We start from the raw sequence: 20,019 nt of genomic DNA, 5'->3' as shown, positions 1-20,019 counted from the left end.
GCGCTTTTGGCTGCGGCTATGTACACTTGCCTGATCGACCGGCGGTGATGGGGCATCGTCGGGCAGGGGGATTCCATGAGGCTGAAGCTTGCCTGGCGCCGACGGCTGTCCTGTCTGGGTCTGGTTGCTGCACTGTTCTTGTGCGGCGGGCCGCTTCGTGCCGCGATGCCGCCCAGCGTGGATGTGGCGGCCCTGCTGACGCAGGCTCAGTCACTGCGTACCACCGACCACGCCCGGTTTCTGCAATTGCTGCAGCAGTTGCACCAGCATCCGGAGCGGCTGTCGACCGATCAGCAATGGCGTCTGCGCTTGCTGGATGCCTGGCAGGCATCGTTCGAAGGTGATTATCCAAAGGCCGAGCCGCTGCTTCGCGACGTGGCTGCGCATGCTCGCGATCTGGACCAGCGCAGCCTGGCCAACGGCATGTTGCTCAACATGTTGGCGATCCAGGACAAGTATGAGGAGGCGTTCACCCTTGCCGAGCAACTGGCGACCACTTTGCCGAACCTGCGAGACCAACACACGACCTATGTGGTGCTGTCGCAATTGTCGCAATTGATGGCATCGGCTGGGCAGAAGGAGCCCGCGGTGGGCTATGCCAAACAAATGGAGCTTTTTGGCCCGCCTGGCGGCTCGTTGTGCCGACCCTACGTCTATCTGTTTGGCGCGTTGAACGCCGGCGACGATCTGAAACCCGGCGACCCGATTTTCCGCAAGGCGATCGATACCTGCATCGCGGCGAAGGAGCCGCTGTATGCCGAGACCGTGCAATTGGATCTGGCGCGGCGGCAGGTGGATGCAGGTAACTCCAGCGATGCGCTGGCCTTGCTCAAGCGGATTGCACCAAGCGTCCTCGCGCAGGATTTCAAGGTGCATGTCTACGTACTTCGCAGCACGCTGGGTTACGCGTACTGGGCTGACGGGAATGCCCAGCAGGCACGACGTTGGGCGCTGGCAGCGCTGGCGATGGACCCTGATGGAGATTTCGAAGGCCAGTCCGAATACACCTATCGCGTGCTTTACGAGCTGGAAAAGCAGGCCGGCAACTATCGCGCCGCGTTGGACTACTACCGGCACTACAAGAACGTGAAGCTGCGTTCGGTCACCGATACGCAGGCCATTGCGCTGGCCTATCACACCGTCCACCAGCAATTGGCGATACGCAAATTGCAGCTGGATGAGTTGAGCAAGCAGAACCGTTTGTTGGAGTTGCAGCAGGCACTGGACCGCAAGGCCATGGAGACGAGCCGGCTCTACTTCGCCCTGTTGCTGCTGGTGCTTGCCTCGATCGTCTACTTGCTGGTGCGGATCAAGCGATCGCAGTTGCGCTTCCAGAAGCTGGCTCGTCGCGACAGCCTTACCGGCATTTTCAACCACCAGCATTTCGTCAGCGAGGCTGCGCGCGTGTTGCGCTACGCGGAAAAGTCATCGCGCAACGCCTGCGTGGTGCTGATCGACCTGGATCACTTCAAGCGTGTCAACGACACCTATGGACACGCGGCCGGCGACGCCGTGCTGATCAGGGTGGCGGGTTTGTGCCAGAGTCATTTGCGCTCAATCGACGTGTTTGGACGGCTGGGCGGCGAGGAGTTTGGTGTGGTGTTGGCGGACTGTTCGTTGCAGGTTGGCTGGGAGATTGTCGAGCGCATGCGCGAGGCGCTGGCGAGCTTGGCTTTTGACGGTGAAGTTTCCACCGAGGTGATCTCGGCGAGCTTCGGCCTGGCCTCGACCGAGGCTAGCGGATACGCGTTGGCAACCTTGATGGCGAATGCCGACGCGGCGTTGTATCGGGCCAAGGATCGCGGCCGAAATTGCGTTGAGACGTACGTCGAGTTCGATCGTCCCCGCACTGCGGCCGGCAAGCCGGTAGTCGATGCGTAGTCAGTCTGGCCTGAATCTGCAGGCGTGGCTGCAGTAGCGGATTCAGCGCCACCGAACGAGTGTGCGACGACTCGTATCGAACGACGAGGCCGGCGCATTCAGTGCGAGTTGCCCCAACGCGCCGTACCCTTTCACAGGCACGAAGCGTGTCACGCGTGCCCGCGGCTTGGCCCGGCGTGGTCACCGATGGGTGGAGCTTCAGGGGAGGCCTGGCGTACAGTCAGCTTTCTTTTCTGCCGGCGCCATCGCGTTCCCTCGCCACCGCTGCCGCCGCAAGCATCCCGCCCGGGCATGTGGCAGGCGCTCATCTTGACGATTGCCCATGTTGACCAGTCTCCGCTCTTCCACGCCGCTGCTGTTGAGCACCGCCTTTCTGCTGATGGGGGTGGGTCTGCTGCACACACACATTGCATTGGAAGGCCGCACGCTCGGCTTTTCGGTGGCGATGATCGGTGTGTTGACCTCGGCGTATTACGCCGGCTTCCTGATTGGCACCTATACGGTTCCCCGGCTGACCCATCGCATCGGGCACATCCGCACCTTCGCGTTTTGCGCGGCACTGCTGACCCTGGTGGTGCTGATACAGGCACTGGATCCGGCGTACGGGGTATGGCTGGTGCTGCGCGTGCTGCAGGGACTGATGCTGGTCGGCTTGTACGCCATTATCGAAAGCTGGTTGAACGCCGCTTCCGATACGGCGCATCGCAGTTCAGTGTTTGCGGTGTACATGATGGTGAACCTCGGCGCCAGCGCCGCCGCGCAACAGTTCCTGCGCATTCGTGGCGAGGGCTTCGTGTTGTTCTGCGTGGTGGCAATTCTGTTTTGCGCCGCCAGCCTGCCGGTCGTCGCCAGCCGTCAGCCGCAACCCCACCTGCGCGCGGTGCCCAGGGTGCAGGTCCGGCGCCTGTTCCGGTTGGCGCCCACCGCACTGGTGACCGCGCTGCTGTCGGGACTCGCACTCGGTGCGTTCTGGGGACTGTTGCCCGTGTATGCCGCAGCGCGTGGCCTGGGTGTCGGCGAAATCGGTACCTACCTGAGCGTGGCGATTGCCGGTGGCGTGGTGTTGCAGTGGCCGCTGGGACGCTTTTCCGACCGCATCGATCGCCGCCTTGCGCTGTCGGTGATCAGTGCCACGGCGGCGTTGGCGGCGCTGGTCAATCTGTTCCTGCCCAGCGTCGGTGGCGCAGCGGCGATGCTGGTGATCTTCGTGTTTGGCGGCATGAGTTTCACCTTGTATCCGATCGCGGTGGCGCATCTGGTCGACTACGTGGACCGTGACGAATTGTTGACCGCATCCAGCACGGTCCTGCTGTTGAACGGCGTGGGTTCGGCCGTGGGGCCATTGGTGGCCGGCGCGCTGATGAGCCTGTTGCAACCGCAATGGCTGTTTGTCTGGTTTGCGCTGCTCGACGCCATGATTGCCAGCTACGCGTTCTACCGCTTCGTTCACCGCAAGCGCGAAGTAACGCCGGATGACAGTTTCATGCCGATGGTCAACACCACGCCGGGTTCGCTGGATATCCACCCGACCCAGGATGTCCCATAACTGCGGCACTCCAGACGCGCTAGGCTGTGCAGGTCAATCGTCGAGGGAATTGCCATGGAACAAGCGATGAAGCGGTGTCCGGCGTGCGCGGAACTGATCCAGGCCGAAGCACACAAGTGCCGGTATTGCGGGACGGACATCGACAGCTACGTTGCCGCGCATGAAGCGACCGTCGAGAAGACGCTTTTTTCAGGCCACCCGAAGGTCATCTACAGCTTGGGTCAATACGTTCTGGCGGTTTGCACGCTCGGCATCGCGTTGCTGGTCTATTGGTTGCGCAGCCTCGGCACCACCTTCACCATCACCACCCAGCGTGTGCAGATCGAGCGGGGGATCTTCTCCAAGGTGAAGGACAACCTCGAGTTGTTCCGGGTTGATCACTTCGACGTGGTCAAGCCCTTCGGGATGCGTTTGCTGGGCCAGTGCCAGGTGCATTTGCACTCGTCCGATCAGGGTATGTCGTCGGTCTATCTTTACGGCATCGACGGCCTCGAGGCCGTGGCCGATACGTTGCGCGACTGTTCCCTGCGCGAACGCGCACGCCGTCGTGTGCTGCCGGTGGAGCAGATGTAGCGTACCGAACCGCTGCCAGGATGCTTGTGGCTCCTCTGCGCACCAGACGCTTGTCGCTGCCTTGCTGCAAATGGCTCCATTCGGCTTCCGGGTTCTCCCCTCCCATTCGTAAAATCAGCGCTCTGAACGGCGCCACGCCATCCCTTCGGAGAAGCTCGTGAAGTCACTATTCGTCGTATTTGCAGGCCTGCTGTTGATGGCGTCCACAGCCACCCGCGCCGATGTGGCGGCCTCGCGCTTGTCGCAGATTTCCGACCCGGACACCCGCGCGTGGTGGCAGGCGACGGAGGCGTTGTCGAGTGATGCGATGACGGGGCGCGACATCGGATCGGCTGGTTACGATCATGCGGCGGCTCTGGTGGCCAAACGATTCGCGGCCGCCGGGCTGAAGCCCGCCGGTGAGAACGGCACGTGGTTCCAGCCGATCCGGTTTGATGATTGGTTGGTCAGCACCGAAGGCACGCATATCGCGGTCGGCCAGCAAGCCCTGCGTTTGCTGCACGACCTTTCGGTGCGGCCATCACCCGGCATGCCGACGACGCTCGATGCGCCGATGATGTTTGGTGGTTACTGCTCACCGGGCACCTTGGGTGACGCGCACGGCAAGCTGGTGATTTGCTATGGCTGGCGGCGCGCCGGTCACACCACCGGTGGCGAGCGCCTCAAGGCAGTGCAGCAGGCGGGTGCGCTGGGCATGCTTTCATTGGCCGATGCGGGCTTCACGGCAGAACCGATGCGCTGGCCGGTGGCCTACGCACGGGATGTCGCGCCGGTCGGCGCAGCAGCCCCGGTGGCGGATCACCTGTTGCTGGCCCAGCTCAACGCCGATGCGCTGGCAGCGGTCATCGCAGGCTCCGGCCATGACGCCGCGCAACTGCTGGCCGCGGCCGTTGCCGGCAAACCGCTGCCCTGCTTCGATGTACCGACGCACTTTCGAGCGCACTTCCAGCTGCAGCACCGCGTCATCACTTCCGCCAACGTGCTGGGCCTGCTGCCCGGTACCGACGCCGCCGTGGCCAAGCAGACGATTGTGGTGTCGGCGCATCTGGACGGCTATGGTCGCGGCGAATCGGTGCAAGGTGATGACATCTACAACGGTACGCTTGACGATGCCGCCTACGTGGCGCTGCTCGAACAACTGGCCGCACGGCGTCACGGCCAGGGCTTCCGGCGCCCGGTGTTGTTTGCGGCGTTTACCGGCGAAGAAAAGGGCTTGCTCGGCAGCCGCTGGTTCGTGGCACACCCCACGGTGCCAATGCAGTCGATTGCTGCCGACATCAATCTCGATCAGGTCCGCCCGATTTTTCCGCTCGACCTGTTGACCGTGCATGCGCTTGACGACAGCACCCTGGGCGATACCGTTCGTACCGTGGCGACGGCTATGGGGATTGCGGTGCAGCTCGACCCCGAGCCCGAGCGCCAATTGCTGCGTCGTTCGGACCACTGGCCCTTCCTGCAGGCCGGCGTTCCTTCGACGGGTTTCGTGTTCGGCTATCGACCGGGCAGTGATGCCGAGCGCAAATACCGCCACTGGTACCAGGTTCAATACCACCGGCCCCAGGACGATCTGGGTCAGCCGATGGACTGGGCCGCCGCGGGCAAGTTCAACCGCTTCTTCTACGCTTTGGTGGAGTCAGTTGCCGATGGCGATGCCGCCCCCGGATGGAAGGCCGGCAGTCCGCTGAAGCCCCCGGCCGCGAAGCATTGATGGCGCCTGCCTCGTTGAAACCAGCGGCTTGGTTCGTCCATCGGTGCGCTGACAAGACCCCGTCAGCGTGCACTACCGCCGCGCTCCGGGTTCAAGTGGTGTGACAGAGGCCCTCCAAGGCGAGCGTATAGTTCTTCTGGCAAAGGCCCTTGGGAGGAGCTCGCGATGAAAGCAGACGACGGTGCAGAACAGCGGCACGATGCCGAGGGAATTTCCTCTGTTCCCGCGACCCAGGTTGGCCGCGTGCATGCCGTGATCAGGCAGGTGGTTGCGATGGCGCCAGGCTTCCTGCGCGGTGATATCGACGCCGACCAGATGGCGAACACGATGGTGCACGCAGCGCGCAGTTACGTCGAACAAGAGCAAGCGACCGGCAGTGACGGGGCTCCGCATGATGCAGAGGCAGAGGCGTTGCAGGGTGCGTTGACGGAACTGATGGCGTGCGGTTCGGGGTACCTCGCCAACCGCTGCGACGCAGCTTGTGTCGCCCGCACCATGAGCGAAATGGTGCGTGAGTTCGGAAGCGGGCAGTCACGGTCTGCCTGAAGGCGAAGTGCGTCATTGTTCGAGAGCCTTGGCGCGTTTCCATGGCGAATCCGGCATGCCGTTGTGATGGTTGCCTGCTTCTACAGCCATCGAATATCCGGCAGACTGAGCCTTGCCGAAGACTTTGCTGGGGGAGCGCCTTGAGATCCATACGTGGCCACGGCCTGCGGCTTGCCTTGATTGACGGCGCGCGGCAGGTGATTGCCGACCGCGATACCTTGAACCGGATCAATGTCTTTCCGGTGGCTGATGGTGACACCGGCAGCAATCTGGCCTTCACCATGAGCAGCGTGCTCAGTGGTGCGCTGAGTCGTCGCGTCGCCAGTGTGGGCGAGTTGATGCGGCGAGTGAGCGAGGACGCCATCGATGGCGGCCGTGGCAACTCCGGTGCGATCCTGGCGCAGTTTCTGGCCAGTGTGGCCAGCAGCCTTGGTGACCGTGTGGCGGTAGCGCCGGCGCAGCTTGGGCTGGCCGTGCGCGCTGGCGCGAAGGCCGCCCGCGAGGCGGTGGCTGATCCGCGCGAAGGCACCATGCTCAGTGTGATTACGGCGTTTGCCGAGGCGCTGGAACATCGCGACGAAGTGCACGACATCAGGGCATGGTTTGCGCATGCGCTGGAGGTGGCGCGCAAGGCGCTGGCACATACCCCGCAGCAATTGCCGGTGTTGCTGAAAGCCGGGGTGGTGGATGCAGGTGCGCAAGGTTTTCTTGATTTGCTCGAAGGCATTGCAGCGTTCCTCGGTGGCGCCTCGCCATCGCACGGCGTGCCGCGGTTCGAGTCCACCGATCCGGTCTTGGTGAGTGATCATGGGGACGCCGCGAATGCCGACCTCACGCATCGCTGGTGCACTGAATGTCTGCTGCTTGGCGACGCGCTGGATGTGGGCAAGCTGCGTGCCGAAGTCGCGCGCCTCGGCGCATCCAGTGTGGTGGTAGCCGGCTCGCCGACGCGTGTGCGTTTGCATGCGCACCTCGATGCACCGCAGATGCTGTTCGAGTTGGCTGGTCGCTTTGGTCGGGTCGAATCGACCAAAGCCGATGACATGCAGGCGCAGGCGCGCACGGCGGCTGATGCCACTGCGGTGGCAGTGATCACCGACAGTTCCGCCGATCTTCCCGACGGTGTGGCTGAAGCCTTGAACATTCACGTGGTGCCGCTGCGACTCAATTTCGGCGAGCAGGACTATCTGGACAAGGTTGGCATGAGTCCGGCGCAGTTCTATCGCAAGTTGCGCGAGCAGGATGTCTTGCCGCGCACCAGTCAGCCACCGCCGGGTGACTTCCGGCGGCAGTTCGAATTCCTGCTGTCGCATCACCCGGCGCTGGTATATGTCGGCGTGGCACGCGCGGTTTCCGGCACCATCCAGTCAGCCGAATCGGCAGCGCAACGCAGCGCCGACGGTCGCAGCTTCATCATCGACAGTGCCAACGTTGCCGGTGGTCAGGCCTTGTTGGCGATAGCGGCGGCTGAGGCCGCGCGACGAGGCGATGACGCGGCGGCGATCGTGGCGCGACTGGAAGCGCTGCGTCCCCTCACGCTGACCTGGGCGATGACGACGGATCTGAGCATGGCGGTGCGCGGTGGACGTCTGCCGGCGTGGAGCAAGCGGGTGGTTGAGACGCTTGGTCTGACGCCGATTGCGCGGATCAAGCCCAGCGGCAAACTCGGCGTGGTGACGGGCTTGCTGGGTCGACGACATTTGCCCGAGCGCTTTGCAAGATACGTGGCCAAGCGAGTGGATCGAAGCGTGCGCTGGCGCCTGATCGTCGGCCACTGCGACGCGCCGAGTGGTGGCGCGCAACTGCTCGAGCAGTTGCGCAGAATGCTGGATTGCCAGGACGCGTGGCTGGTGGAAACCGGTCCGGCGATTGGTGCCCACGCTGGTCCCGGCACCCTGGTGGTGAGTCTGCAGCCGGTGGAGGCGTAAGCCATGGGCAGGTGTGCTGGTTCATTCGATGACGAGGTCGCTGCATGATTGTGGTTCTGCTGGTGGTTGCCTATTTGCTGGGCTCGCTTTCCGGCAGCCTGCTGTTGGGCAAATGGCGCGGCGTGGACATCCGCACACTCGGCAGCGGCAATGCCGGTGGTACCAATGCGCTGCGCACGCAAGGTGTGTGGTTTGCGCTTGGCACAGTGTTGATTGATGTCGGCAAGGGGGTGCTGGCGACCTGGCTGGCGGCGCACTGGTTGCCGGCGTCGATGTGGCCGTGGAGCGGTTACGCGTGTGCGCTGGCGGCGGTGGTCGGTCATGTGTGGCCGGCGTTTCACGGCTTTCGCGGTGGCAAGGGTGCCGGCACCCTGATCGGCGCGCTGTGCGTAGTGTGGCCGATGGCGTTGTCGGTGGTACTGGGGGTCTGGTTGCTCAGTCTCATGCTGAGCGGCTACGTCGGCCTTTCCACCGTGCTGGCCGGTTTCAGCTTGCTGGTGCTGGCGCTGTTTGCGCCCGAGCAGCCATGGCGGCTGGTGTTTGCCGCGAGCGTGGCCTTGCTCTTGCTGTTCACTCATCGCGCGAATATGGCGCGGTTGCGTGCGGGAACCGAGCCGCGTTTCGAACGCGTGCGGGTGCTGGGTCGTTTGTTCGTACGTTGAAGCTGACGTCGAGAGGTGAGTCGATTCAGGCCGGAATCGCCGTGCTGCCTGGCACTATCCCGGCTGACGCGTCAGTGACAGCATGGGAACGCGGCCGATGGCTGCAGCCGGGCTACGAGTCGTGGTGGTGACCATGACCACGGCGGTTCGGGAGCCCAACCTGAAAACCTCGAGGAATTTGCCCATGAACACACGTTTCGGAATGACGGCGTTGCTGCTGCTTGCGTTGCCGGTGTTGGCGCATGCGTCGTGTGACAGTGCGAAGGCCAGCATCGATGCCAAGATCAAGGCCAACGGCGTTTCATCGTTCACCCTCAGCGTGGTTGATGCCGGCAAGGGTGCAGCAGACGGCAAGGTGGTCGGCCAGTGCGAAGGCAGCAAGGAAATTGTCTACCAGAGGGGAACTGCCGCCGCTCCCGCAGAGAAGGCGGCCAGCCCGGCCGAGCCGGCGCCTGCGAGTTCCAGTGCTGGTTGAGTGGACCTTGCCGGATAACACAGCCGGCAAACGGATCGGGTTCATCCAGCCCATGTGGCGAATGAGCCCGACTCCGTGGGCCGGCCTTGTGTTGAACAGAGGCGGCAAGCCGGGTGGCCGGGACAAGTTGCGGGCTGCTTTTCGCATGAGTTCATGAAGATCGATTGATGCTCCGAGACGCCAAACCTGCCGACTTCCCCACGATCCTTGCGCTCAACGAGGTCTTTGTGGCCGTGCTCAGTCCACTGGATGACGCGCACCTGGCGCAGCTGCATGCGCAGGCGGCGTACCATCGCGTGATCGAAGACGAAACGCAGGTGATCGCCTTTCTGCTCGCCTTCCGCGAGGGCGCGGATTACGACGGCAGCAACTATCGCTGGTTCGCCGAACGCTACGCGCGTTTCCTTTACGTGGATCGCATCGTGGTTGCCGGTGGCGGGCAGGCGCAGGGCGCTGGCAGTGCGCTTTATCGCGATGCGATGGCACGGGCTTCAGCCGCCGCGGTGCCGTTGATTACCTGCGAGTTCGACATGGAGCCGCCGAACCCGGCTTCTGCACGTTTTCATGCGAAGCATGGTTTCCGCGAAGTCGGCCAGCGACAGCTCGGTGGTGGCAAGAGGGTTTCCATGCAGGTACTCGATGTCTCCCGCGCAGCAAGCCAGAACCTGGAGCGGGAAAGCTGAGTCGGCGACGCCGGGGCCGGTTGCAGCAAGCTCGCCAGGCGGGTCCTGATCTGCTTGAGCTGGCACCAAGAGGTGGCGTGCGCTCGGACGGCGTGAGCTTCATCAGTCCAGGCAGCGCCAGTCAGTTCGGACGATTTGTCGGTGTGTGTTACGACCCACGCGGCTCGCGCAACGCCGTTCCGCAACTTGGGCACTGGCCGGTATACAAGGGGTTTCTGCCCAGATACGCCCCGCATTTCGGGCAACGCCAGTTGCGGTAGGTGAACACGCCAACAAAGATCAGGACCACGAAGGCCAGTGGCAGCATGAGCCCGTGCAGCGCCCCACCACTGGACGGAGACTTGAGCGCCCAGACCAGGAATATCGCCGTCGGCACGGCCATCAGCCATTGCCTGAAAAATAGTCGGCGAAATGCTTGCGTCACCGCCGGATCCGTACTGCTTGGTGCCGGTGGCTTGCTGCGAAAGGCCTGTGCTAGCAGCAGTACGATGACCGTCAACGCAATCACCAGCAGCATGTTCATGGCGGTCCCCGTTTGATGCGGCCGTGGTACTTGCGACGATCATACTGCGACTGCTGAACAGTGAAGTCATGATCCGTTTGCTTGCCCGATGGTGCGTGCGTCGATGAGCGTGGTTTCATCACAGGTACCGGCCGGTTTGCTTGTCGTGACCCGTCCTCGCGCAGGATTCGCAGGCTGTTAGCATTGGACGGTCTTCGACGAACAGGCGACCTCATGCATCAGCGACCGAGCAAGGCGCGAGCGATCGTGTGGTGGATGGTTCTTGCGGCAGGCATCGCACTCGGCGTCTCGCCGGTGTTCGCCACCGAGCCGGCCACGACCGTGCATGCCGGCGTGCTCGAAGGTGCGCCCTACCGCATCGATATTCCAGCCGGCTGGAATGGCGATCTGGTGATGTTGATGCACGGCTACGAGCCCGCCTTTTCGCAGCGCAAGCTGCCGATGCATGCGGCCGACGCCACGCATGTTTTTGTGCAGCGAGGCTATGCCGTGGCGCAGAGCGAGTATGCGTCCAGGGGCTGGGCGGTTCGCGATGCCGTTGCCGACAACGAGCGTCTTCGCCGCTACTTCGTCTACGCATTCAAGCGCCCGGCACATACCTATATCTACGGCTTTTCGCTGGGTGGTCTGGAAACGGTGGCAAGTATCGAACGCTATCGCCACACGTATGCGGGGGCGCTGGCCATGTGTGGTACCACGGTGTCGACACCGGAACTCATGTCACGCGCCGTACTGACCCCGTTGGTGGCGTTCGATGCATTGATTCCCGGTGTGCTGCCGGACCTTGCCGCGGCTGGCTCGCCGTCCTTCGTTCCCCCGAATGTCTTCGCCAAGGCACTGCAGGCGCATCCGCAACAGGCCGCCGTGTTGAACGGGCGCCTGCAGGAAACGCCTGAGCGACTGCCCGGTGCGTTGATGCTCTACTACATGGTGCTGCGAGAATTTGACCAGCGTGCGGGCGGCATGCCGGTGGACAATCGGCATACGGTCTACCACGGCTTTGGCGACGATGCTTCGTTCAATCAACGCGTGCATCGCTACGCCGGCTCACCTTCCGCGATGGCGTACGCCAAGACGGACGTGACCGTGACCGGCAACATCGCCACGCCACTGGTGATGCAGTGGAATGCCTTCGACCCGACCATTCCCGCGCGTTTCCATCCGGTCTACCCGGAGCAGGTGCGTGCCGCAGGCAACGGCAAGTGGTTGACCATTCTTCCGCCGGTGGGTGACGGGCATTGCGAGTTCACCGACCAGCAACTGGGTGCGGCATTCCAGACCCTGGTGCACAAGGCTGGCTCGTTGGGCCATTGAGGGCAGCCACTCGCGGCATGGTCTGGCGGTCGCGGGCGCGGCTCAGGCCCGCAGCAAGGTGGGCATGTCAAGATCCATGCCGGCTGGATCTTCAATCCCGACGATGCTGTCGGACTGATCCTCAAGGTCGAGTACGACCGGCTCGATATCCTGGTTGGAAGGCAGCGAACGGAACGCTCGGACGGTGGGCATCAAGGTGCTGCTTTGCCCTTGCGTCAAAACCACGGCAAGCCGATCCGATTGCAGCCGCACCAGGGTGCCGGTCGGATAGATGCCGATCATTTTGACGAAGGTGTGGAATATTTCGCGATCGAAATGGCCGTCCTGCCATTCCGCCATCCGGCGAATGGCCTCGACCGGCTGCCAGCCTTTTTTGTACGGACGATCGGACGTGATGGCGTCATACACATCGCAGATCGCGCCCATGCGCGCCGCACGGCTGATGGCGTCGCCGGCCAGCTTGTCCGGATAGCCACTGCCGTCGACTTTCTCATGATGGTGCAGGCAGACATCCAATGCGACCGGATAGGAATTCGAGATCCCACGCAGGATGTCCCAGCCGGTTTGCGGGTGCAGGCGCACCGAGGTCATTTCCAGCGGACTCAGTCGTCCGGGCTTGTTCAAAATCGTGTCGGATATGCCGACTTTGCCGATATCGTGCAGCAGCCCGGCTATGCCCAGGTCGGTCAACGCGCCGCCGTCAAAACCGAGGCAGCGCCCCAGCGCCATCATCAGTGCCGCTACCGCCACCGAATGCAGATAGGTGTAGTCGCCCTTCTTCTTCAGCCTGACGACGCTGAGCATCGCGGCCGAATTGCGCATGATGGCGTCGCTTAGTTCCTCGACAATATTGCTGGCGGCAGCCACATTCAGCGCCTTGCCCATCCGCGCATCACGGAACAGCGTCTTCACCACGCCCTTGGCCCGTTCACGCACGGCCTCGGCCTGCAGCACTTCCAGGCCGAAGGTTGTGTGTGGCAAGGCCGGCTCACGCACCACCGCGCTGACTTCGGCATTTTCGCTGGTCGCTGACGGCTCGTGTGGTGTCGATTCGACATCCAGTCCCTTGCTGGTGTCGATCCAGATCTCCCGATCGCCCAACGCCCGCATGGTGCGCAGTGTCTTGCTATCGGTGACCAGGAACGACAGTTTCCAGAACGGATGGTCAACCCATTTGCCACCTATCTTGTAGATGTACATGCCCTCGGTGATCTGGGCGCTGGAGACTTTCTTCAGGGGCGACATCATTTTCTGAGCAATCCGGATTTCTTCAAGCTTTGCCAATTTTTTCTGACGCTTTCGCCGCAAATGATCAGGACAGCAGGCCGGTCGCCGAGGCGCTCTCCATGCATGCCGGAGCAAGCCATCTGCCAGTCCGGCAATGCCAGAGGGTGTCGGCCGCCTGGGCCGAAGCTTGAGGACCATTCGCGGGGTCCGCTTTACGCTGCGGCGCTGCGCGGGCAGACGTGAGCTTCACCGGTGCTGGCGTGGGTCGCCGGCCGCCTGTCCAGACGCGTCAATGCCCGTGTGGCGCATGAACTGGATCCATTTGCCTGGCGGCGCAGCGTGTGCATCCGACGGATGCAGCAGGCCTGCAGCTCCGCGCTCGAATACGCCGCTGAGCCCTGTTCACTGGAACGTGACGCCGCCTTTGACCGATCGTTGGCCTGGCGGGAGGTGCGCGCGTCAACGGGACAGAATCCGTGCGGATGGTACGCGATGAGAGCGCACTGCAGTACGGAACCGTGGTGCGCTACGGCTAAGTTGCGACGTAGGTCGCGAAATGGCCTTTGGCCGAGTTCTTGACCGTGTACATGGCCTGGTCCGCGTTCCTGAGCAGCTCTTCCGGGTTTGTCGCGTGATCAGGAAACAGGGCGATGCCGATGCTGCAACGGGCCTGCAGCAGATTGTCGTCGTAGGGAATCGGGTCCGCGAGCGCGGCAATGATCTTCTCGGCCACCGGTGTGACGGCATCCATATCCTCAACATCATCCAGGATCACCAGAAACTCGTCACCGCCAAGCCGGGCGACGGTATCCACCAAACGAATGCAGTTGCACAGCCTTTCAGCCACGCGCTTCAACACGTAGTCGCCTGCGTCATGACCGCAGGCGTCATTGATGTCCTTGAAGTTGTCCAGGTCGATGAACAGCAACGCCGTGCGTCGTTTGTTGCGGGTTGCGCGGTCGCAAGCCATGTTCAATCGATCGCGTGCCAGTCGCAGGTTCGGCAGTGTCGTCAGCGCATCGTGATTGGACAGGTTGGCAATTTCATCGCGCTGCACTTCGGTAGTTGCGACGGCATCAGCCAGCACCTTGTTGATGTCCTTGTAATACGCCGCATCGAGCGCGACCTGATTTTGCAGGCCTTTGTAGCACCAGATCAGGCTTTGCGTTTCTGCAGAAGTCAGGGCGAGTGCATTCCCCCATTGAAGGTTCTCGATGCGCTCTTCCAGCGCCCGGCCAAACGCCTTCGATTTCAGGCGAAAGCGAATCGTGATCAGGATTCTGCTGAACTGCGGATGCGGCTCATAGGGTTCGGTGTCGATCTCGACATGGACGTACTCCATGTCATCGAACAGCATGCAGCCACCGTAGAACACGCCTCTGACATACTCTGGGGAAAGTGGCGTGACATTCTCGTAGACGGTCATGCCGGCCTCTTCGTCCATGGACAGAAGGCGGCACCAGCCAATTTCCTCAGGGCTTCCGCCACGGACTACCGAGTTGTATCCGCCACCTTCCTGATTGGCGTAGAGCCAGTCCATGCCGGAATGGATCATCTCCTTCCCGGGGCCTTGCTGGTACCAGATGCGCAGAAAATTGATACCAGCGCGGAAGAAAATGCTGCGCGACGATGGAACGGCGTGATCGATCTGCCGAAGACAATCGATCAGCATCGAATACGGATACCACTGTTCCGGATCAATCTTGCTTTCAGCCAGGTGCACGCCACCCTGCGGGAGAATACGCAGGTGGTAGAACGACTCAACCAGGCCGAGCAAAAAGGAGCCGGCAACTTCGCCTCTGACTGGAACGGTGGTGTTGGTCCGATAGGGCATGGCGCGCAGGCGCTCCTTTGAAGTGGTGACTGACCACAGCAGGGCTGACGCGCTGACGTTACACCTTCAGATGGCCGGCCGGGTTCCCCGCTGTCCATTCTTGCCAATCCGCCTTTTTGCTGCAACAACAGGCATGCGGCGGATTGTTGTTGCGCCAGGCAGGCCAGCCGTTGTCGGCGGGGCGGGCCGGCTCCGCTCCGGCTTGATGCTTTGGTCCGTGCGCGAGCTTCGGTCAACGCAGCCGACGGCCAGAGGTGGATGCCAAAATCAGGGAGAACGACATGTCGATTGGATGGACTTTGCTGGGCACCTTCGGTCAGCTGGTGCTGGCTTACCTGCTTTTCATGCTGGTGGCCTTCTCCGGGGGAGGCCTTGCCAGCAACAGTCGGGTCAGCCCGGCGCAAATGCAGCTCCTTGATTGGTCGCTGTTCGCGCTACCTGGCAGCTGTGCGCTGAGCGCGGCAATCGTGTCGGGTCTGCACTGGGCAGGTGGCAGTGCCCGCTGCTATGGGTGGTACGCCCTGCCGCTGGCGGCAGCGGTACCGTATTTCAGCTATCTGAGCATGCTGACCAGGCAGATACGCAACCGCCGCTGACGTGCTCTTTGGCGTCGCGGGCTACTGGTGTGTGCATTCCTCGGCGTCCCGCCACGCAACGCCACACAAAAGGGCTAGTCTGTGGCTTTGACGTGGCAGGAGAGTTCGGCATGACTACGCTTTCCGGCAAGACCGGCAACGGTTTCACGTATGAAGGCGAGTACGAGGCCGCCAGTGGCGGACGCATCCTGTGGAGCGCCACGTTCCGCCGTGACGGCGCCTATGCCGGTGTGCGGCATGGGCGACTGCATGACATGCAGGATGTAGCAACAGCCACGCTGGACGAGCGGGTGCAGGCGAGTATCGAATCCACCTGGACCAACGCGACCTGAGGGATGGCTGCCAACGCGCGCGCAAGATGGCGTGTTGCGTGAGCCCGACGCGGCTCACGGTCCAGCGGAAAGCGCGGCCAGTTTGGCCACGGTATGGAGGTTGCGTGCGGTGCCGGCCTTCGCGGATGGAATCGCCAGCCGCGAGTCAGCCATGCCGTCACCGTAGTGCACGTAGATTTCGCGCTTGCCCAGTGCCAGTCGTTCCCGCTTTTGGTGACGAATATCGTCCAGCGCTTCAGCCGCTGGTGGCGCGTCCAGAAAGATCGCCACCACGCGATTGCCGGGTGCTTCGGCAAACGGATTGTCAGCCAGCACCTGCGCCATGTCGGCCGCCGTGCGCACCAGCACGCCGACCGGCTTGCCGGCATACGCGTGCAGCGACTTCTCCAGCTTTGCCTGCACTGCGGATTCGCCCAGCTTGCTGGTGAATAGCAGGTTGCCACTGGCGATCCATGTGCGCACGTCGCCGAAGCCGGCGGCCTCACCGATCGCCTTGAGGTCACTCATCGGCAGCTTGCCGGTGCCGCCCACATTCACGGCACGAAGAAGGGCGATGTAGTGGGTCATGGTGGGGTCATTCCGGTATCCAGGCTGCCTGAGTTTCAGCGGGACGGCGGATGGTGGCAAGCCATGCCGGCACGTTGCCGGGCGGAGCGCGACAGTCATGGCTGGCTCTTGCATGCCTGCATTTGGTAGTTTGTCGAGACACTCACGGCGCCGTTGCGGACGCCGGAGTTCACACAAGGAAGGGGACAGGGGATGAAGCGACTTTTTTCAGTGCTGGTTGCGCTGGCGTTGGCGTGTGTCAGCGTGACTGCGCTGGCGCAGGATGACGATGCGGATGGCCTGCCGTGGCAGAAGGGGCCGGTGACCGTGCAGCTTGGCGACCAGGCCACCTTGAACGTGCCGGAGGGGTATGCGTTTCTGGATGCCGCAGGTACGGTGAAGTTCAACGAGGTCGCCCACAACCCGCCTGGCGATGGTGATGAATACACCATGGCAGGCAAGGGCTGGGTGGCATTCTTTTCCTATGGCGACGTGGGCTACATCAAGGACGATGAAACGATCGATGCCGATGCCATCCTCGCCAATATCCGCGAAGGCACCGCAGCAGCCAATAAAGAACGGCGCGCGCGTGGCTGGGGCGAAATGAGCATTCTTGGCTGGAGCGCACGGCCCGAATACGACACCCAGTTGAAGTCGCTGACCTGGTCGATACTTGGCGAAGACCAGAGCACCCACGAGAAAGTGGTGAACTACAACGCCCGCCTGCTGGGACGTCACGGCGTGATGAGCGTGGTGATGGTCACTGACCCGGCAACGCTGGCCACGTCCATCATGGACTTCAAGCGGCGGGTGAAAGGTTTCGAATACGTCTCCGGCGAGTCGTATGCGGAGTATCAACCCGGTGATCACGTGGCCGCCTATGGTCTGGCGGCGCTGATCACCGGCGGTGCAGCAGCGGTGGCGGCGAAGAAGGGCTTGTTCAGTGTGATCGGCGGCTTCCTGGTGGCGGCCTGGAAGTTCGTGCTGGCCGGTCTGGTCGCGGCCAGCGCGTGGTTCAAGTCGCTGTTCAAGCGGAAGTAGCTGCCGATGTGGCTGCACGAGCAGTGGCTTTTGATGGTCGCGATCGCCTGTCTGTATCTCTATGACTCGGCCTTGTTGCTGTTTCACAACGAGCTGGTGCTGGAGGCACGCGCTAGCGGCTACGTCGTATCGGGCGGCTCGGCGATCGAGCTGGGTGGCCGGCATGTATTCCTGCCGAACCCGTGTTGCCCGCATCGTGCGCTGGCGCGGCTGAGCTGGCCGCATGGCGGCTCGGCGGAGTGGCGCCCGGAGCGCTGGCGGCGCGCACGGCTGGCGGTGTCGGTCATCGCGCCATGGACCTGGTGGCTGCTGGGTCTGTTCTTCGTGGCCTTGCCGCTGGCGCTGTGCTTCGCTGCCGACATCGTCTTGCTCGGCTGGTTGCTGCTGACTTATCTGAGCATCATCGCGATGCTGGCGCAGGTATGGCGTTATCGGCAGGCGCTGGGGCTCACTCCGCGAGCGGTAGGGGCGTTGGCTGCGGATGCGTTGCTGTGCGCTCCCTTTGCGCTGAACATCGTCAGGAAAATCAGCTTGCGTCAGGCCGCCGCCGCGCCGCTGCATGCGTTTGCCGCGTCGATGCTGTCCAGCGCCGAGCGTGTCGCGCTGGCCGGCTTGTTGCGCGAAAGAATCCACATCAGCCTCGATCATCTTGAGCCGGCCAGCGAGTCAAGCGCTACGCTGCTGGCTTATCTCGATCAGTACCAGGACGACATCCCGTGACGTTGTTGCAGATCATCATCATCGTGGCGGGTCTGTTCATCGGCTACCGCCTGGTCAGCTACATGCTGTCGCCCGGCACGGGTGATGACGACCCACGTTCGCGACCGCCACCTGATCCTCGCCATGCCGCGGATGAGGGTCGGGAGCGTCCGCGGCCATGGGGCTGGCACGACACGGCTGCGCCGCCGTGGTACGAGACGCTGGGTGTATCGGAGACGGCGAGTCGGGAACAGATCGACAGTGCGTACCGCCAGCAGATCAGCCAGTACCACCCGGACAAGGTAGCCACCATGGGCGAAGAGATTCGTCGGGTGGCCGAGGCGCGCACGAAAGCGATCAACGCGGCCTATGACGTTGCCGTGGGAATTCGGCGTTAGCGCACTACCCGCGGACTTCGCTCGCCGCTACCGCCAGTCCCGATACCACGCCGAGCGACGGATCGCCCAACACCAGTGGCAGTTCCGGGAAGCAGGCTTGCACGCGTGCCCGGATCTGCGGTGAGCGTGACGTACCGCCGGTGAGAAACACGCTGACAGGCACTTCACTCAGTTCGCCACGCACGCTGTCCAGTGTGCGCTCGAGTTGGCGCAGGAAGGCTTCGATGCCGGCATCAAGATCCTCGCTGCCCGCATCGACAGCCAGACCTGGCTCGATGAAGTCCAGTTCGGCGCGGTAGTGTGGCGCGCTGCTGAGGATGATCTTGGTGCGTTCCGCCAACTGATTGAGGCGGGTGGTGGCGCCGAGTCCCTGCAGCGCGCGCAGACGCTTGCCGTAAGGTTCATCGATCAGGCGATAGTTCTGCTTGCGGAACTCGCGCTGCTTCGGCAGGTTGTGCACGCTGGCGGCTTCGACGAACTGGTGTTGCGGTACGCGGATGCTGTCCTTGCCCAGCAGCGGCATGAAGCTGTGCAGACTGATGCTTACATCAAGGTCGGTACCGCCCTTGGGCAATCCCCAACTGCGCACGATATTCGGCGTGATGCCGCCGCCGAGTTCCGCATGCGCGACATCGGTGGTGCCGCCGCCGATATCGACGATCAGTGCGTGCTGTCGTGCGTCGAGGCTCTTGTGGTAATGCATGGCGGCAGCCGCAGGTTCTTCGAGAAAGCGCACTTCGTCGAAACCGGCCACACCGGCGGCTTCGCGCAGAATCTCAATCGCCTGCTCCGACCCTTGTGCGCCCATCGAACTGCGGAATTCCACCGGCCGACCGATCACCGCGCCGCGCACGGCCACGCCAAATTGACGGCTGGCGCAAAGCCGGATGTGTTCGAGGATGTGCGTGGCGATATGCACGATTACCTTGCGCACCTGCGGGTCCAGCCGATAGCCGAACATCGACTTCGGTGACTCGATCAGGTTGCCGCCGCCGCTGTCCAGATAGCCTTCCACCGCCTCTTCGCCGAACAGCGCGTGCTGGAAACTGGCGACTGAGGCGGTGGCTTCGCGGGTCTGCTGTTCCATCCACTGTCGACGCACCACGCGCAAGGCATCACGTTGCATGTCGCCTTCGCTGCGTGCGACGGCCGTCTGCCCGCGGGCGGCAGCAGCGGTGGCCATTTCGCGCTGACGGGTGCGGGCCAAACGCAGTTCGATTTCCAACTGGGCCGAAAGCTCGGGCGTCAACTGGAAGTCTGCGGGATCGGGCACCAGTTCGGGAAAATACACGGCGGTGCGGAACTGCTCGCTGGCGCCGAAGCGCACCAGTTGCAGTTCACCGTTGATGATGGCGCCGGCTGCCGAATAGCTGGTGCCGAAGTCGATACCAATATGCATGAAGAGGGTGGCTTGCGTGATCTCGACCGCACAGTATGACGGCTCGGTCAGCTCTGCCCCAGTGCTGTCTGATTGCACTGTTCAGCTGCTACCGTGCCACGCATCAAA

General features: G+C 62.8%; 20 protein-coding genes. 15 read left to right on the top strand and 5 right to left on the bottom strand.

Annotation, left to right across the window (positions count from 1 at the left end; translation table 11 throughout):
* The first annotated feature begins 75 nt into the window (after positions 1 to 75).
* From PY254_RS17905 to PY254_RS17865, 9 genes are all read left to right on the top strand, one after another.
* Positions 76 to 1,881, top strand: coding sequence for a GGDEF domain-containing protein (locus tag PY254_RS17905; RefSeq protein WP_281013413.1), 1,806 nt, complete (start codon positions 76 to 78; stop codon positions 1,879 to 1,881).
* A gap of 322 nt (positions 1,882 to 2,203) precedes the next feature.
* Positions 2,204 to 3,427 (top strand): MFS transporter, encoded by a 1,224-nt coding sequence (locus PY254_RS17900; RefSeq protein ID WP_281013412.1) that lies wholly within the window; start codon positions 2,204 to 2,206, stop codon positions 3,425 to 3,427.
* Positions 3,428 to 3,481: 54 nt separating this feature from the next.
* The gene (locus PY254_RS17895) at positions 3,482 to 4,000 is read left to right on the top strand and encodes a PH domain-containing protein (protein ID WP_281013411.1); all 519 of its coding nucleotides are present in this window, start codon (positions 3,482 to 3,484) and stop codon (positions 3,998 to 4,000) included.
* A 157-nt stretch (positions 4,001 to 4,157) separates the two neighbouring features.
* Positions 4,158 to 5,708 (top strand): M28 family peptidase, encoded by a 1,551-nt coding sequence (locus tag PY254_RS17890; protein ID WP_281013410.1) that lies wholly within the window; start codon positions 4,158 to 4,160, stop codon positions 5,706 to 5,708.
* A gap of 165 nt (positions 5,709 to 5,873) precedes the next feature.
* Positions 5,874 to 6,254: a hypothetical protein gene (locus tag PY254_RS17885; protein WP_281013409.1), complete on the top strand. Its 381-nt coding sequence runs from the start codon at positions 5,874 to 5,876 to the stop codon at positions 6,252 to 6,254.
* A 140-nt stretch (positions 6,255 to 6,394) separates the two neighbouring features.
* Complete coding sequence (locus tag PY254_RS17880) at positions 6,395 to 8,182, top strand: DegV family protein (RefSeq protein ID WP_281013408.1); 1,788 nt, start codon at positions 6,395 to 6,397, stop codon at positions 8,180 to 8,182.
* A gap of 44 nt (positions 8,183 to 8,226) precedes the next feature.
* Entirely contained in the window at positions 8,227 to 8,844 is a 618-nt protein-coding gene (plsY, locus tag PY254_RS17875) for a glycerol-3-phosphate 1-O-acyltransferase PlsY (protein ID WP_281013407.1), read from the top strand.
* Between the two features lie 184 nt (positions 8,845 to 9,028).
* Positions 9,029 to 9,319: a DUF1161 domain-containing protein gene (locus PY254_RS17870; RefSeq protein WP_281013406.1), complete on the top strand. Its 291-nt coding sequence runs from the start codon at positions 9,029 to 9,031 to the stop codon at positions 9,317 to 9,319.
* A gap of 167 nt (positions 9,320 to 9,486) precedes the next feature.
* Entirely contained in the window at positions 9,487 to 10,002 is a 516-nt protein-coding gene (locus PY254_RS17865; protein WP_281013405.1) for a GNAT family N-acetyltransferase, read from the top strand.
* A gap of 148 nt (positions 10,003 to 10,150) precedes the next feature.
* Here the strand turns inward: PY254_RS17865 and PY254_RS17860 are convergent, their stop codons facing one another.
* Complete coding sequence (locus PY254_RS17860; RefSeq protein WP_281013404.1) at positions 10,151 to 10,525, bottom strand: hypothetical protein; 375 nt, start codon at positions 10,523 to 10,525, stop codon at positions 10,151 to 10,153.
* A gap of 213 nt (positions 10,526 to 10,738) precedes the next feature.
* On the opposite strand from PY254_RS17860, the gene PY254_RS17855 reads away from it, so the two are divergent.
* A complete protein-coding gene (locus PY254_RS17855) occupies positions 10,739 to 11,839 on the top strand; it encodes an alpha/beta hydrolase (protein ID WP_281013403.1) in 1,101 nt (366 codons plus the stop codon).
* Between the two features lie 42 nt (positions 11,840 to 11,881).
* Here the strand turns inward: PY254_RS17855 and PY254_RS17850 are convergent, their stop codons facing one another.
* The gene (locus PY254_RS17850; protein WP_281013402.1) at positions 11,882 to 13,087 is read right to left on the bottom strand and encodes a cyclic di-GMP phosphodiesterase; all 1,206 of its coding nucleotides are present in this window, start codon (positions 13,085 to 13,087) and stop codon (positions 11,882 to 11,884) included.
* Positions 13,088 to 13,598: 511 nt separating this feature from the next.
* Positions 13,599 to 14,900 (bottom strand): GGDEF domain-containing protein, encoded by a 1,302-nt coding sequence (locus PY254_RS17845; RefSeq protein ID WP_281013401.1) that lies wholly within the window; start codon positions 14,898 to 14,900, stop codon positions 13,599 to 13,601.
* Positions 14,901 to 15,181: 281 nt separating this feature from the next.
* Here PY254_RS17845 and PY254_RS17840 point away from each other — a divergent pair, with 281 nt between their 5' ends.
* Positions 15,182 to 15,496, top strand: a complete 315-nt coding sequence (locus tag PY254_RS17840; protein WP_281013400.1) for a hypothetical protein — start codon at positions 15,182 to 15,184, stop codon at positions 15,494 to 15,496.
* 110 nt (positions 15,497 to 15,606) lie between these two features.
* Positions 15,607 to 15,828 carry a TonB-dependent receptor gene (locus PY254_RS17835; protein WP_281013399.1) on the top strand — a complete coding sequence of 74 codons (222 nt, stop codon included), beginning with the start codon at positions 15,607 to 15,609 and terminating at the stop codon, positions 15,826 to 15,828.
* A gap of 54 nt (positions 15,829 to 15,882) precedes the next feature.
* Here PY254_RS17835 and PY254_RS17830 read toward each other — a convergent pair whose 3' ends face one another.
* Positions 15,883 to 16,395 (bottom strand): DUF1697 domain-containing protein, encoded by a 513-nt coding sequence (locus PY254_RS17830; protein WP_281013398.1) that lies wholly within the window; start codon positions 16,393 to 16,395, stop codon positions 15,883 to 15,885.
* Between the two features lie 192 nt (positions 16,396 to 16,587).
* Between PY254_RS17830 and PY254_RS17825 the strand changes: the two genes are divergently transcribed.
* Genes PY254_RS17825 through PY254_RS17815 form a run of 3 tightly spaced genes read left to right on the top strand, consistent with a single transcriptional unit; the run spans position 16,588 to position 18,512 of the window.
* A complete protein-coding gene (locus PY254_RS17825) occupies positions 16,588 to 17,415 on the top strand; it encodes a DUF2167 domain-containing protein (protein WP_281013397.1) in 828 nt (275 codons plus the stop codon).
* Between the two features lie 6 nt (positions 17,416 to 17,421).
* The gene (locus tag PY254_RS17820) at positions 17,422 to 18,135 is read left to right on the top strand and encodes a hypothetical protein (protein ID WP_281013396.1); all 714 of its coding nucleotides are present in this window, start codon (positions 17,422 to 17,424) and stop codon (positions 18,133 to 18,135) included.
* On the top strand, positions 18,132 to 18,512 hold the full coding sequence (locus tag PY254_RS17815; RefSeq protein WP_281013395.1) for a J domain-containing protein: 381 nt from the start codon (positions 18,132 to 18,134) through the stop codon (positions 18,510 to 18,512). Before PY254_RS17820 ends, PY254_RS17815 begins: the two co-directional genes overlap by 4 nt.
* Positions 18,513 to 18,516: 4 nt before the next feature.
* On the opposite strand, the gene PY254_RS17810 is transcribed toward PY254_RS17815, so the two are convergent.
* Positions 18,517 to 19,911 carry an Hsp70 family protein gene (locus PY254_RS17810; protein WP_281013394.1) on the bottom strand — a complete coding sequence of 465 codons (1,395 nt, stop codon included), beginning with the start codon at positions 19,909 to 19,911 and terminating at the stop codon, positions 18,517 to 18,519.
* Positions 19,912 to 20,019 lie beyond the last annotated feature (108 nt).

The sequence above is a fragment of the Rhodanobacter sp. AS-Z3 genome, from assembly GCF_029224025.1.
In the GTDB taxonomy this organism is placed as follows: domain Bacteria; phylum Pseudomonadota; class Gammaproteobacteria; order Xanthomonadales; family Rhodanobacteraceae; genus Rhodanobacter.
The sequence above is the reverse complement of the archived record's forward strand: the minus strand, read 5'-3'. Positions and strand labels throughout refer to the sequence as shown.